Consider the following 13860-nt stretch of genomic DNA (forward strand, 5'->3'; position numbering starts at 1 on the left):
GCCCCCGGGGGCGTGTGGGGGGGGGGGGCCGGGTTGTCCCCCCGGGCCCCCCGGCCGGGTGTGTCGCTGCCCGGCCCGGGCCCCCCCCCCCGCGGGGCGGGGGGGGGGGGGCCCGCGGCCGTTCCAGCACGTCCGTCACCGCGGCCCGGGACTCGCAGAGCCCCACCTCCACGCCCGGGCCGTGCGGGTGGTGCGCGTGCCGTCGATGCCCTCCCGCAGAAGGTGTGGTGGGGGATCGTGTCGGACCGGTTCCAGCTCGGCTTCTGGGTCAGGAACCAGCGGATTCCGGCCAGTTTCGCGCGCTGCGGGAAGGCCGCGGCGCGGCCGCAGGAGCCCGGCAGCCAGAACTCCTCGGTCTCCACGCCGAGTTGTTCGGCGAAGAACCGCATTCCGTGCACGATCTGCCGCGCGAGCGCCCCACCGCCGGGCATGTTGGCGTCCGGCCCCAGCCACATCGAACCCACCGGGGCCCGGTTGCCGTCCCGGACCGCCCTCTCGACCCGCTCCCAGACGCGCGGCTGGTTCTGCTTCACCCAGGCGTACCGCCGGGCCCGCGAGCGGGGGAACACCGGCTCCGGGCAGTCGGCCGCGAGCGCCGTGGCATTGCCGAAGGGGCGCGCGGCACGTCGGTCGGCGCGCCCCGGGGAGCGGGCGCCGTACCGGAGACGTCGTGCAGGTCGAGGGCGTCGGGCCCGTCCTCCAGGGCGTGCAGGATCCCGTGCCGGAGTGACCGGTCCATGGGCGGCTCGCGCCTCAGCTCCGACAGCACCTCCACATCCGGCACCGGCTGCCCCACGCCTTCGTCGAGTACGGCGAGGTCGGCAGAGCCGAACCGGTAGATGGTCCGATCCCCTGCGGTCAGTACGTCGCCCGGACGCGTAGGGGCGAAGCCGTGCGGAACAGCCGGATCGGCGGCCGCCTCCGGACGCAGATGCACCGGTTCGCCTCCGCTCGCCGGGGAGCCGACGGCATGGTGCCGGTGGCGCCGGCGGATGCCCTCAAGGGCGCGCCCGAGGCGTCGTAGACCAAGTCCCCCCGGCCCGGAAACCGGGGCCGTCGCCGGAGAAGCCCGGCTCGATCACCGCCGTGACACGGCGGACCGCCCATGTGCCGGGCACCCGGCCGGTCAACCGGAACCAACGCGTCGACCAGGGCTTTCCCCACGCCGTTCCGGCGGTGAAGGCGGCGAACTCGGCCTGCGGCGCCCTGTGCACGGAGACGGACTCGCCCGGCACATGCCGGACGGACAGGACCAGTGGCACACGCTCCGCGTACCGGGCGGGCCGCACGAACCGTCCCATGGCGCGCTCCAGCCGCGCCTCCACCAGCAGCCGGGCGCCGTGCACGGCGGCTCCCCCCGGGGCTCGGACGGCACCGCCCAGGAGGGCACCTCCCCGGCCGGAACCGTCGCATCCGTGGCCGAACGCCTGGTCGTTGAGCAATCGACATGACTGGCGCGTGCCCAGAGGGGCAAGCATCCTCCGTGAACGTGTTCGACACGGAGGGGACCGACATCAGAACGCGGGCGGGGGTCATGAAGAGGCAGGCACGAGGGGGCGGTCCCACGGCGATCGGGGCCTTCTCGGCGAAGACGGCGGAGGTAGAGGACGACGGCGGCGCGGGACACACGGAGCCGTCCCAGCTGCGGCAGAGACTCGGACGGTCCGACCTGAAGGCGGTGCCCGAGGCACGCAGGGCACTGCGCGAGCTGCTTACGCAGTGGGGCAGGCCCGGCCGTTCGGAGGTGGCGGAGCTGTTGACCAGCGAGCTCGTCACCAACGCACTCATCCACACCGACACCGACGCGGTCCTGACGGCCACCGTCTCACCCTGTGCGCTGAGGGTCGAGGTACGGGACTTCGTCGCCCGCAGACCCAGACTGCGCGTCACCAACACCGACGACGGCACGCACGGCAGAGGTCTGCTGCTGGTGCAGTCCCTCGCCGACGCCTGGGGGGTCCGCGCCCACGGCGTGGGGAAGGTGGTGTGGTTCGAACTGGACGCCGGAGCGGCCTAGGGGGTGTCCGACAATTCCCGCCCGCCCGGCCGGGCGGCGACGGGAAGGGGGCGCGGCCCGCCGGCCGCGCCCCCTTGTTCCGTCACGCCGCTGCTAACCGAACTGCTGCTCCAGGTCCTTGAGCTTGCGCTCCAGGGAGTCGAGGCGCGGCAGGGCCATGGTGTCGTCCTCCGCGGTGAGATCGACGGTCACCGTTTCAGAACCCCCTTTGCGGACGGGCTGCAGGGAGGGACGAGAGCGTACGGGCAGCGGTTCCGGGTTCGCTATGGCAGGCTCCGCCGAGACCGAGGCGGAGGAGGCCCGCTCCAGGGCCTGCGGTTCGCTCTGACGGCCGCCGCCACGGCCGATGAACCCGCGGTGACCGCGGCTGATGGCCTTGAGCTGGGCCCGCTCCAGACGCTCCTGCTCGCGCCGGCGCAGCCGGTTGCTCTCCTTCTGCCGCTGGTCCTCGCGCACCTCCTCGACCGCCTCGTCCAGGCTGCGCACGCCCTCCAGGAGCATGAGCGACCAGGCCTTGTACGTCTCGCGGGGGGCCCGCAGCCAGCGGACGATGCGGATCTGCGGCAGCGGACGCGGCACCAGGCCCTGCTCGCGCAGGGCGGCGCGGCGGGTCTGCTTCAGCGCGCGGTCGAACAGGACGGCCGCGGACAGCGACATGCCGGAGAAGAACTGCGGGGCGCCCGCGTGGTCGATGCCCCTCGGCGCGTGCACCCAGTTGAACCAGGCCGCGGCACCCGCGAACGTCCACACGAGTATCCGGGAGCCGAGCGCCGCGTCACCGTGGCTGGCCTCGCGCACCGCGAGCACGGAGCAGAACATGGCCGCGCCGTCCAGGCCGAACGGAACCAGGTACTCCCAGCCGTCGGTGAGGCCGAGGTTCTGCTGGCCGAAGCCGACCAGGCCGTGGAAGGAGAGGGCGGCGGCGACCGCCGCACAGCAGAACAGCAGGACGTAGGAAGCGGTGCCGTATATGGCCTCCTTGCGCCTGCGGCGCTCCTCGCTGCGCTCCCACGAGTCGTCCGTCTTCGCGTGCTCCCCCGACCGCTTGCTGCGCGCGAGTACCGCCACCGCCGCCAGCATGCCCAGGAGCAGTACGGCGCCCGGAAGCAGCCAGTTCAGCGATATGTCGGTCAGTCTCATCTGGGGTCCCTTGCATTGGGATAGGGCGTAACGCCCGCCATAGTGGCCCAATCCCTCCGGCCCTCAGGGGGTTTCGGGGCAAGAGGCCGCCAAGGAAGTGCAAGGGGATGCCCATGGCAGCGATCTGCTCGAACTGCCGCTTGAGGGGCGGGAGTTGAGTTCGAATAAGACTACCCGTACGGGTGGTGCCACGGAAAGTTCCTGCGGCAAGTGAGGAAGTTGTGAATTGCCTGTAACCGGACGGGCGTCTCGTTCCGCGGCCGATCTTACGGCACGGACGGCGTCCGCCGCCCTGAGGGTGCCTCAATTCGTGCTCGTGACCGGCGGCTTGGCCATCCGGTCCGCGTGACGGGTGCGCGGACGGGCGGCACATGTGTCCTGGGGGCGCGCGGTGCGGAACCTGCAACCACTCTCGCCCGTCCCCGGTGCCCGGGGTCCCTCCCGTGTCCTCCGGGCGCGGGTGGGGACGCGCCGCCCGGCCCGGCCGGCCCCCGGAAGGCGGCGGAGCGGGGGGCGTGCGGCGTCGTGGTGTCCGGGGCGCCGGGCAGGCGGGCGACGGCGGCCGGGGCGCGACCGGGCGGCGGGCGGGGAGGTCCCGTGCGGCGCGGTCGCGGGCGACGTCCGGGACGGGGAACCGGCACCTCGCGCGGCGGGCACCGCGGCGCGCTGACCGGCGGCCGGGAACTCTTCGGACCCGGAAAAGCCCTGGTCGTCCAGGTGCGCGCGGCCGCGAGCGCCAACGGAGGCACGAGGTGCGGCGGGAGTGCGGGACCGTCGATCCGGGCTCATCTGGAGGTAAGCCTTGCCTTATCCGAACTCGTGGAGGTTTGAACTGACGGCTCCTGCGCCTATGGTGCTTGACGGGCGAGTAACAACCCGCCGTAATGGCCCCAAGTACCGATACGTCCCAAGGAGGACCCGTGAGGCAGAGCGCACAGGGCTCGGCGGAGACGGGGACTGCCGAGGTGTGGGCGGCGGCCATGCCGCGGGTGCCGCAGCAGCCCGCCGCCGCCGACGTCGACCGGGAGCGATGGGGTTCCCCCCGTGCGGGCGCCACCCGCGGCGAGCACACGCACAGCGAGCCGCCGTCCCCCACGCTGAGCTCGGCGCGCGCGGGGGCTCCCCCCTCGCCGCCCCGCCCGGTGCAGCGCGCCTCCGTGCGCGGCCAGATCCTCGCCGCGCTGCGCAAGGCGCTGGTGGCGGGCGAGCTGGCCCCGGGCGAGGTCTACTCGGCCCCGGCACTGGGGGAGCGGTTCGGGGTCTCCGCGACACCCGTGCGCGAGGCGATGCAGCAGCTGGCGCTCGAGGGCGCGGTCGAGGTGGTGCCCAACCGCGGCTTCCGGGTGATCGAGCGCGGCACCCGTGAGCTGGCCGAACTGGCCGAGGTCCGCGCGCTGATCGAGGTCCCGGTGGTGCTGCGGCTGGCCCGCACGGTCCCGGTCGAGCGCTGGGCGGAACTGCGCCCGCTGGCCGAGGCGACGGTCCGCGCCGCGTCCTCCGGCTGCCGCGCCACGTACGCCGAGTCCGACCGCGCCTTCCACCGCGGCCTGCTCTCCCTCTCCGGCAACGAGCAGCTCGTGCAGATCGCCGACGACCTCCACCGCCGGGCCCAGTGGCCCCTGGTCGGCGCCCAGGCGTCCCGCCGCCGCACCGAGCTCCTCGCGGACGCCGCCGAACACGCGGCGCTGCTCGACGCCTTGATCGCCCGCGACCTCGAGGTGGTACGGGGACTGGTGGGGGAGCACTTCACCGGTGCGCCCTGAGTGAGCGGCCGCCGTCACGGAACGGTGGGCTCCAGGTGACGGTTCCCGACGCGGCGAACCCTCACCGCGCGCCACGCGTGGACGTCCGCACACGGCACGGACCGTGCGTGTCGGTGACGGAGGAGACACCGATGCCCGACCCTTCCTTCTACGCCCAGCAGGCCGCTCAGCAGGCCCAGCAGCAGGCGCGACAGGCGCACCAGCAGGCCGTGCGGGCCCATCAGCAGGCCGTCCAGGACGCCGTGCGGCGGGGCCACCGTCCGCCGCCCGCGCCGGTCCACCCGGGGCGCCGGGGCCGGGCCGGCGGCCTCGTCCCGTTCCTGCTGCTGGTCGTCGTGGTCGTGGTCCTCGCCCGTGACGCCGCACTGCGCGACTCCGTCCTGGGCTCGCTCCACCACCTGCTCACCAAGGTCCTGCACCGCTGACGGGTCAGGCCGTCGCCGCTCCGGCGGCCGGCGGGGCCAGCTGCCGTGCCAGCCACGTCGGTACGCCCCCGAGCAGCCGGAACAGCCGCCGTGCCTCCTCCCGCAGGCGCGACGCCTCCGGCTCCGGCTCGGTGTCGGCCAGCGAGACCAGCGCGGGCGCCGTGCCGACCAGGTAGCCCAGCTCCTCGCGGATGCGCAGGGACTCGGCGAAGCCGTGCCGCGCCTCGGCCAGCTCGCCCTCGCGCAGCGCGAGCCCGGCGAGGTGGCGCCAGGTGAAGGACAGCAGCAGCGGGTCGGAGTGGGCGGTGGCGCCCGCGTGCGCCCGCCGGAACGCCGCCCGGGCGGCCTGCGGCGACGCGGTGAGGTTCTCCGCGAGCAGCCCGCGCCGGAAGTCCAGCACGGCCCGGCCCGCGGCGCCCGGCGCGATCAGCGCCGCCGCCCGCCCGAGAGCCGCCCGCGCCTCGTCGGCCCGGTCGCGCACTCCGTGCAGCGTCGCCGCGTACGCAAGGTGCCCGCGTTCACAAGCGGCCGCGCCCCGCTCGTCGTCGGTGTGGGCCTGCGCCTCGGCCGTGCGCAGCGCGTCCTCGGCGTCCTCCCAGCCCTGCTCGGTGTACAGGCACCGCTCGACCAGCAGCGCGGCCCGCTGCAGGGCGGCGTCCGCCGTGCCGGGCTGGAGCAGCGCGGCCGCGTCGGCCCAGCAGGCCCGCGAGCGCAGCCGCCATACCGCGGTCTGGAGGGGATCGTCACCAGCGGTCGTTCCGTAACCAGACATGGCGGTATGCGCCACGTTGCCCTCCCCGAGCACGCCATCGAGCTATGAGTGGTGGCGGCATCTCAGCACGAATCCCGGCGCCCGGCCAAGAGGGTGGGTGAAGGATTTCACAAAGTCGTGGGACGGCGACGGCACCTGGTGCCACGACGGACGGGGCCCGTGTGACCTCAGCTCATCCGCAGCGCCAGGAAGAAATCGAGCTTGTCCTCCAGCCGGGAGAGGTCACGGCTCGTCAACTGCTCGATCCGCCCGACCCGGTAGCGCAGCGTGTTGACGTGCAGGTGCAGCCGGGTCGCGCAGCGCGTCCAGGAGCCGTCGCAGTCGAGGAACGCCTCCAGCGTGGGGATCAGCTCGGCGCGGTGGCGGCGGTCGTACTCGCGCAGCGGATCCAGCAGCCGGGCGGTGAAGGCGCGGCGGACGTCGTCCGGCACGAACGGCAGCAGCAGCACGTGAGAGGCCAGCTCCTGGTGGCCCGCCGCGCACACCCGCCCGGGCCGCGCCGCCGCCACCCGCCGTGCGTGCCGCGCCTCCTCCAGCGCGCCGCGCAGCCCCTCCGCCGAGTGCACGGCCGCGCTGACGCCGAGCGTGACCTGTCCGTCGTCGTCCAGGCCCGCCGACAGCGGGTCCCGGACGGACTCCAGCAGCGTGTCGGCGAGGATCCCGGCCTCGGAGCCGTCGTGCTCGGCCGAGACGGCGGGCAGCGGTACGAGCGCGATGGCCTCGTCGCCCGTGTGCGCCACGGCGATGCGGTCGGACGGTTCGGGGCCGGTGGCGAGCGGGTCGACCAGGATCTCCTCCAGGAGCGCCTGCGCGACCGGCCCCGCCTCGACGTCCGCACCCGCCCACTCCACCCGGGCCACGACCACCTGCCAGTGCGGGGCGGCCCCGAGGCCGGGCAGCAGCACCGGCGCCGCCACCCGCAGCCGGGCGGCGATCTCGGCGGGCGCCGCGCCCGACTGCACCAGCTCCAGGACCTCCTGCGCCAGCCGTCTGCGCACCGTGCGCGCCGCGTCCCGGCGGTCCCGCTCGACCGAGATCAGCTGGGTGACGCCCTGGAGCAGGTCGAGCCGTTCCGCGGGCCAGTCCCCGGCGTCCGCCTCGACGGCGAGCAGCCAGTCGGAGAGCACCGTCTCGCGCACGTCCCGCGCGGCCTGACCGGAACGCCCGCCCCCGGCCGCCGCCGGGCGGTGCCCCCAGGACCGGATCGGGAAGAGGCTGTAGGTGGCCGGGCCGAGCGTCACCCGGTGCGGCCCGCGCCGGCCCGTGCGCACGGCGGCCAGGTGCTCCGCCGCCAGCTTGGCGCAGAGGTCGGCGGGCATCCCGGGCGGCCCCGCGACCTTGGGGCCGGCGATCAGCCGCCCGGTGGGGGAGAGCACCCAGGCCCGCAGGTCCAGGTCGGAGCCGAGCAGGTCGAGGACCACGTCCGGGCCGCCGCCCGCCGGGCCCGAGGTCATCATCCGCCGGTGCCGGTCGACGACGGCCGCGAGGTCGCCGGCGCGCTCGCCGGACACCTGGCGCACCACGTGCTCGGTGATCGTCGCGAACGCCACCGACTCGTGCACCGCGAACAGCGGGAGCCGGTGCCGCAGGCAGGCCGCGACCAGATCGTCGGGGACGGCTCCCAGCTCCGCCTCACCGGCGGCCAGCGCGGCCACCTGGGCCTGCGCCAGGATGCGTACGAACGGCTCCGAGTCGTCGGCGTCCCGGCGCCAGGCCAGTCCGGTCAGGACCAGCTCCCCGCCCGAGAGGTAGCGGCTGGGATCGCGGAGGTCCGTCGTCATCACACCGCGCACGGTGCGGTCGAGTTCGTCCTCGCCGCCGAGCAGCCGCAGGCCCAGCGCGTCGGTGTCCAGCAGTGCGCGCAGCCGCATTCTCGTCGCCGCCGTTCTTTGTCTCGAAATCTACGATGTGAGGTGAGGAGGGCCGGTGACAGGCGCCCGGCGACCGCCGTGTCCGGCGCATCCTTCGATTGCCAGGCTGTTTCCTGCGTTTCTACAGGAAAACCAAGAGGTTACTGATGACCTCCGTTCATACGAATCTACAAGATGCCCGGCCTGGCCAGCCAACTCCTTCATGGTTTCCGTGACTGACCCCGGCGGAGTACGGCGCTGTGTACTGGCTCCACTTCGCGTAAACAGCACATGAACGAGCCGCGACCGCCGCACCCGATCTGGCTCGATCCGTACGACCACGAGACGAAGAAGAGAGCCGGGAATGGACTTCCTTCGCCCCGCCAGCTGGCAGGAGGCGCTCGCCGCGAAGGCCGAGCACCCCACCGCTGTGCCGATTGCGGGTGGCACCGATGTGATGGTCGAGATCAACTTCGACCACCGCCGGCCCGAGTACCTCCTCGACCTGAACCGCGTCGGCGACCTCTTCGAGTGGGAGGTCGGCGAGGAGAGCGTACGGCTGGGCGCCTCCGTCCCGTACACCGCGATCATGGAGAACCTGCGCGCCGAGCTGCCGGGTCTCGCCCTCGCCTCGCACACGGTCGCCTCCCCGCAGATCCGTAACCGCGGCGGTGTCGGCGGCAACCTGGGCACCGCCTCCCCGGCCGGCGACGCCCACCCCGCCCTGCTGGCGGCCGGCGCCGAGGTCGAGGTCGAGTCGGTGCGCGGCAGCCGCCGTATCCCGATCGACGCGTTCTACACCGGCGTGAAGCGCAACGCACTCGCCGCGGACGAACTCATCAAGTGGGTGCACGTCGAGAAGGCCGACGGGCCGCAGCAGTACTCCAAGGTCGGAACCCGCAACGCGATGGTGATCGCGGTGTGCGCCTTCGGTCTCGCGCTGCACCCCACGACCCGCACGGTCCGCACCGGGATCGGCTCGGCCGCGCCCACCCCCGTCCGGGCGAAGGCCGCGGAGGAGTTCCTGAACGCGGCGCTCGAGGAGGGCGGCTTCTGGGACAACGGAAAGATCGTCACCCCGTCGGTCGCCAAGCAGTTCGCGGAGCTGTGCTCCGGCGCGTGCAACCCGATCGACGACGTCCGGGGCACGGCGAGCTACCGCCGCCACGCGGTCGGCGTCATGGCCCGCCGCACGCTCACCTGGACCTGGGAGTCCTACCGCGGCGCCCGCCGCATCACCGAGGGAGCTGCGTAATGCGCGTCAACTTCACCGTCAACGGACGCCCGCAGGAGGCGGACGACGTCTGGGAGGGCGAGAGCCTGCTCTACGTCCTGCGCGAGCGCCTGGGCCTGCCCGGCTCCAAGAACGCCTGCGAGCAGGGCGAGTGCGGCTCCTGCACGGTCCGCCTGGACGGCGTGCCGGTCTGTTCCTGCCTGGTCGCGGCCGGGCAGGCCGAGGGCCGTGAGGTCGTCACCGTCGAGGGCCTGGCGGACTTCGCCAAGCAGCGCGCCGAGGGCGGCGGCTGCGCCTCGGGGGCGTGCGGCACGTCCCTGCAGGACGCCCGGCAGTGGGCGGCCAAGGGCCAGGACTCGCAGACCGGCGAAGGCGGCGAACTCTCCCCGATCCAGCAGGCGTTCATCGACGCCGGAGCCGTCCAGTGCGGCTTCTGCACGCCCGGTCTGCTGGTCGCCGCCGACGAGATGCTCGAGCGCAACCCGAACCCGAGCGACGCGGACATCCGCGAGGCGCTGTCGGGCAACCTGTGCCGCTGCACCGGCTACGAGAAGATCATGGACGCGGTCCGCCTCGCGGCCGCCCGGCAGGGAGAGGCGGTCTGAGCCCGATGCCCACCAACGGAGCTCCCACCAAGATCACCCAGGGGTCGCAGACCAAGGGCGGCATCGGCGAGTCCACGCTCCGCCCGGACGGCACCCTCAAGGTCACCGGCGAGTTCGCGTACTCGTCCGACATGTGGCACGAGGACATGCTGTGGGGCCAGATCCTGCGCTCCACGGTCGCGCACGCCGAGATCGTGTCCATCGACACCGGCGAGGCGCTGGCCACCCCGGGCGTCTACGCCGTCATGACCTACGACGACCTGCCGACCGAGGTGAAGAACTACGGCCTGGAGATCCAGGACACCCCGGTCCTCGCGCACGGCAAGGTGCGCCACCACGGCGAGCCGGTCGCGATCGTCGCCGCCGACCACCCGGAGACCGCGCGCCGCGCCGCCGCCAAGATCAAGGTCGAGTACCGCGAGCTGCCGGTCATCACCGACGAGGCCTCCGCGACCGCGCCCGGCGCCGTCCTCGTCCACGAGGGCCGCGACGACCACCACTTCGGCCACGTCCCGCACCCGAACATCGTGCACCGCCAGCCGATCGTCCGCGGCGACGCGGACGAGGCCGCGAAGCGCGCCGACGTGATCGTGCGGGGCGAGTACACCTTCGGCATGCAGGACCAGGCCTTCCTCGGCCCGGAGTCCGGCCTCGCGGTGCCGGAGGAGGACGGCGGCGTCCACCTCTACATCGCCACCCAGTGGCTCCACTCCGACCTGCGCCAGATCGCGCCCGTGCTCGGTCTGCGCGAGGACAAGGTGCGCATGACGCTGGCCGGCGTCGGCGGCGCGTTCGGCGGCCGCGAGGACCTGTCGATGCAGATCCACGCCTGCCTGCTGGCGCTGCGCACCGGCAAGCCCGTCAAGATCGTCTACAACCGCTTCGAGTCCTTCTTCGGGCACGTCCACCGCCACCCGGCGAAGCTCTTCTACGAGCACGGGGCCACGAAGGACGGCAAGCTCACCCACATGAAGTGCCGGATCGTGCTGGACGGCGGCGCCTACGCCTCCGCCTCCCCGGCGGTCGTCGGCAACGCCTCGTCCCTGTCGGCCGGCCCGTACGTGATCGACGACGTCGACATCGAGGCCATCGCCCTCTACACCAACAACCCGCCCTGCGGCGCGATGCGCGGCTTCGGCGCGGTCCAGGCGTGCTTCGCCTACGAGGCGCAGATGGACAAGGTGGCGGCGAAGCTGGGCATGGACCCGGTGGAGTTCCGCAAGCTCAACGCCATGGAGCAGGGCACCGTCATGCCGACCGGGCAGCCGGTCGACTCCCCGGCCCCGGTCGCCGAACTCCTGCGCCGCGTCAAGGCGATGCCCATGCCGCCGGAGCGCCAGTGGGAGTCCAGCGAGGGCGCGGACGTACGGCAGCTGCCCGGCGGCCTGTCCAACACCACCCACGGCGAAGGCGTCGTACGGGGCGTCGGCTACGCGGTCGGCATCAAGAACGTCGGCTTCTCGGAGGGCTTCGACGACTACTCCACCGCCAAGGTGCGCATGGAGGTCGTCGGCGGCGAGCCGGTGGTCACCGTGCACACCGCGATGGCGGAGGTCGGGCAGGGCGGTGTCACCGTCCACGCGCAGATCGCCCGCACCGAGCTGGGCGTCGCGCAGGTGACCATCCACCCGGCCGACACCCAGGTGGGCAGCGCCGGTTCGACGTCCGCCTCCCGGCAGACCTACGTCACCGGCGGCGCCGTGAAGAACGCCTGCGAGCTCGTCCGCGAGCGGGTGCTGGAGATCGGCCGCCGCAAGTTCGGCACGTACCACCCGGCCTGGGCCACCGCCGAGCTGCTCCTGGAGGGCGGCAAGGTCGTCACCGACGGCGGCGAGGTCCTCGCCGACCTGGCGGACGTCCTGGACGGCGAGGTGGTCGAGCTGGAGGAGGAGTGGCGGCACCGCCCGACCGAAGCCTTCGACCTGCGTACCGGCCAGGGCAACGGCCACGTCCAGTACTCCTTCGCCGCGCACCGCGCCGTCGTCGAGGTCGACACCGAGCTCGGCCTGGTCAAGGTCGTCGAACTGGCGTGTTCCCAGGACGTCGGCAAGGCGCTCAACCCGCTCTCCGTCGTCGGCCAGATCCAGGGTGGCACCACCCAGGGCCTGGGCGTGGCGGTGATGGAGGAGATCATCGTCGATCCCACGACGGCGAAGGTCAGGAACCCCTCCTTCACGGACTACCTGATCCCCACGATTCTCGACACGCCGACCATCCCCGTCGACGTGCTCGAACTCGCCGACGACCACGCCCCCTACGGGCTGCGTGGCATCGGTGAGGCACCGACCCTGTCGTCGACCCCGGCTGTCCTCGCGGCGATCCGCAACGCCACCGGTCTCGAACTGAACAGGACCCCGGTCCGGCCCGAGCACCTCACCGGCACCGTGTGAAATACCTCCGGGCGGCGCACGGGACGTCACACCTTCCGCGCCGCCCGGAGAAACCAGATCGTTCGTCTCGGGCCGTCCCCCGGGTCGTGCGGCCGCAGCACCATCCCAAATCCCGCAGTCGCCCCCTGGCGCTGCCGGGTGCCCCTGTGAACCTTGGGAGTAGGCCCACATGACCCAGCAGTCTCTGGAGCCGGCGACCACCGCCGACGACGCGGGTGCAGGATCCCGCGTCCCGGCCGGCAGGTCCTGGCTCGACCGGTACTTTCACATATCCCAGCGAGGATCCTCCGTCGCACGAGAAGTGCGCGGCGGTGTCACCACCTTCATGGCGATGGCGTACATCCTGCTGCTCAACCCCCTCATCCTGTCCGGCAAGGACGCGGCGGGGGACACGCTCGGCCAGAAGGCCCTGATCACCGCCACGGCGTTCGCGGCGGCCTTCACCACGCTGCTCATGGGCTTCGCCGGCAAGGTGCCGCTCGCCCTCGCCGCGGGCCTGTCCGTCTCCGGCGTGCTGTCCTCGCAGGTGGCTCCGCAGATGACCTGGCCGCAGGCCATGGGCATGTGCGTGATGTACGGCGCGGTCATCATGCTGCTGGTCGTCACCGGCCTGCGCGAGATGATCATGAACGCGATCCCGCTCGCACTCAAGCACGCCATCACCATGGGCATCGGCCTGTTCATCGCCCTGATCGGCCTGGTGAAGGCCGGCTTCGTGCACCAGGGCAAGGCGACTCCGGTCACCCTCGGCCCGGCCGGTGAACTCGCCGGCTGGCCGGTGCTGCTCTTCGCGATCACCCTGCTCGCGATCTTCATGCTCCTGGCGCGCGGCGTCCCCGGCGCGATCCTGATCGGCATCGTCGGCGGCACCGTGGTCGCCGTCGTCCTCAACGCACTGGACGTCATCGACCCGAAGCAGTGGGCGAGCGGCCCACCCGCACTGCACGGCAGCGCGGTCTCCATGCCCGACTTCTCGCTGTTCGGGAAGGTGGAGTTCGGCGGCTGGGGCAGCGTCGGCGCGATGACCGTCGGCATGATCGTCTTCACGCTCGTGCTGGCCGGCTTCTTCGACGCCATGGCCACCATCATCGGCGTCGGCACCGAGGCCGGGCTGGCCGACGACCAGGGCCGGATGCCGGGTCTGTCCAAGGCGCTGTTCATCGACGGCGCGGGCGGCGCGATCGGCGGCGTCGCCGGGGCGTCGGGCCAGACGGTCTTCGTCGAGTCCGCGACCGGTGTCGGCGAGGGAGCCCGCACGGGCCTGTCCTCCGTGGTCACCGGCCTGTTCTTCGCGGCGTGCCTGTTCTTCACCCCGCTGACGGCGATCGTCCCCGGCGAGGTCGCGGCCGCGGCCCTCGTGGTGATCGGCGCCATGATGATGATGAACGCCCGCCACGTGGACTGGGCCGACCGCGGCACCGCGATCCCCGTCTTCCTGACCGTCGTGATCATGCCGTTCACGTACTCCATCACCGCGGGCGTCGCGGCCGGAGTCGTCTCCTACGTCGCCATCAAGATCGCCCAGAGCAAGGCGCGGGAGATCGGGGCGTTCATGTGGGGCCTGACGGCGATCTTCCTGATCTACTTCGCACTCAGCCCGATCGAGAGCTGGATGGGCGTGCGCTGAGCGCTCCGCCGGAGCCGCTCAGCCGCCCGCGCCCCAG

11 protein-coding genes and 1 pseudogene are annotated in these 13860 nt (G+C 72.9%); 7 read left to right on the forward strand and 5 right to left on the reverse strand.

All coding sequences use genetic code 11. The features are described from left to right. Both ACIRPX_RS27605 and ACIRPX_RS27610 read right to left on the reverse strand, forming a co-directional pair. Nucleotides 1–569: pseudogene (locus tag ACIRPX_RS27605) on the reverse strand (hypothetical protein); the annotation flags it as partial. A 429-nt stretch (nucleotides 570–998) separates the two neighbouring features. Continuing rightward, nucleotides 999–1346: a hypothetical protein gene (locus tag ACIRPX_RS27610; RefSeq protein WP_404199908.1), complete on the reverse strand. Its 348-nt coding sequence runs from the start codon at nucleotides 1344–1346 to the stop codon at nucleotides 999–1001. A 188-nt stretch (nucleotides 1347–1534) separates the two neighbouring features. Here ACIRPX_RS27610 and ACIRPX_RS27615 point away from each other — a divergent pair, with 188 nt between their 5' ends. Further along, on the forward strand, nucleotides 1535–2017 hold the full coding sequence (locus tag ACIRPX_RS27615; RefSeq protein WP_404199911.1) for an ATP-binding protein: 483 nt from the start codon (nucleotides 1535–1537) through the stop codon (nucleotides 2015–2017). Nucleotides 2018–2110: 93 nt separating this feature from the next. Here ACIRPX_RS27615 and ACIRPX_RS27620 read toward each other — a convergent pair whose 3' ends face one another. Further along, on the reverse strand, nucleotides 2111–3157 hold the full coding sequence (locus tag ACIRPX_RS27620) for a DUF2637 domain-containing protein (protein WP_404199914.1): 1047 nt from the start codon (nucleotides 3155–3157) through the stop codon (nucleotides 2111–2113). Between the two features lie 920 nt (nucleotides 3158–4077). Here ACIRPX_RS27620 and ACIRPX_RS27625 point away from each other — a divergent pair. Together ACIRPX_RS27625 and ACIRPX_RS27630 are read left to right on the forward strand one after the other, a co-directional pair. Further along, nucleotides 4078–4920, forward strand: coding sequence for a GntR family transcriptional regulator (locus ACIRPX_RS27625; RefSeq protein ID WP_404199917.1), 843 nt, complete (start codon nucleotides 4078–4080; stop codon nucleotides 4918–4920). 131 nt (nucleotides 4921–5051) lie between these two features. Further along, nucleotides 5052–5345 carry a hypothetical protein gene (locus tag ACIRPX_RS27630; RefSeq protein ID WP_404199920.1) on the forward strand — a complete coding sequence of 98 codons (294 nt, stop codon included), beginning with the start codon at nucleotides 5052–5054 and terminating at the stop codon, nucleotides 5343–5345. A gap of 4 nt (nucleotides 5346–5349) precedes the next feature. On the opposite strand, the gene ACIRPX_RS27635 is transcribed toward ACIRPX_RS27630, so the two are convergent. After that, a complete protein-coding gene (locus ACIRPX_RS27635; protein ID WP_404199923.1) occupies nucleotides 5350–6132 on the reverse strand; it encodes a hypothetical protein in 783 nt (260 codons plus the stop codon). Between the two features lie 152 nt (nucleotides 6133–6284). Next, nucleotides 6285–7988 (reverse strand): PucR family transcriptional regulator, encoded by a 1704-nt coding sequence (locus ACIRPX_RS27640; protein WP_404199926.1) that lies wholly within the window; start codon nucleotides 7986–7988, stop codon nucleotides 6285–6287. Between the two features lie 343 nt (nucleotides 7989–8331). Between ACIRPX_RS27640 and ACIRPX_RS27645 the strand changes: the two genes are divergently transcribed. The 4 genes from ACIRPX_RS27645 (at nucleotide 8332) to ACIRPX_RS27660 (ending at nucleotide 13823) form a co-directional block, all read left to right on the forward strand. Further along, nucleotides 8332–9222, forward strand: a complete 891-nt coding sequence (locus ACIRPX_RS27645) for an FAD binding domain-containing protein (RefSeq protein WP_404199929.1) — start codon at nucleotides 8332–8334, stop codon at nucleotides 9220–9222. After that, nucleotides 9222–9806, forward strand: coding sequence for a (2Fe-2S)-binding protein (locus ACIRPX_RS27650; RefSeq protein WP_404199931.1), 585 nt, complete (start codon nucleotides 9222–9224; stop codon nucleotides 9804–9806). Before ACIRPX_RS27645 ends, ACIRPX_RS27650 begins: the two co-directional genes overlap by 1 nt. Nucleotides 9807–9811: 5 nt before the next feature. Then, a complete protein-coding gene (locus ACIRPX_RS27655; protein WP_404199934.1) occupies nucleotides 9812–12196 on the forward strand; it encodes a xanthine dehydrogenase family protein molybdopterin-binding subunit in 2385 nt (794 codons plus the stop codon). A 169-nt stretch (nucleotides 12197–12365) separates the two neighbouring features. After that, complete coding sequence (locus tag ACIRPX_RS27660) at nucleotides 12366–13823, forward strand: NCS2 family permease (protein WP_404199937.1); 1458 nt, start codon at nucleotides 12366–12368, stop codon at nucleotides 13821–13823. The last annotated feature ends 37 nt before the right edge of the window (nucleotides 13824–13860 follow it).

Origin of the sequence: Streptomyces sp. NPDC101225, from assembly GCF_044767585.1 — a bacterium.
Taxonomy (GTDB): Bacteria; Actinomycetota; Actinomycetes; order Streptomycetales; family Streptomycetaceae; genus Streptomyces.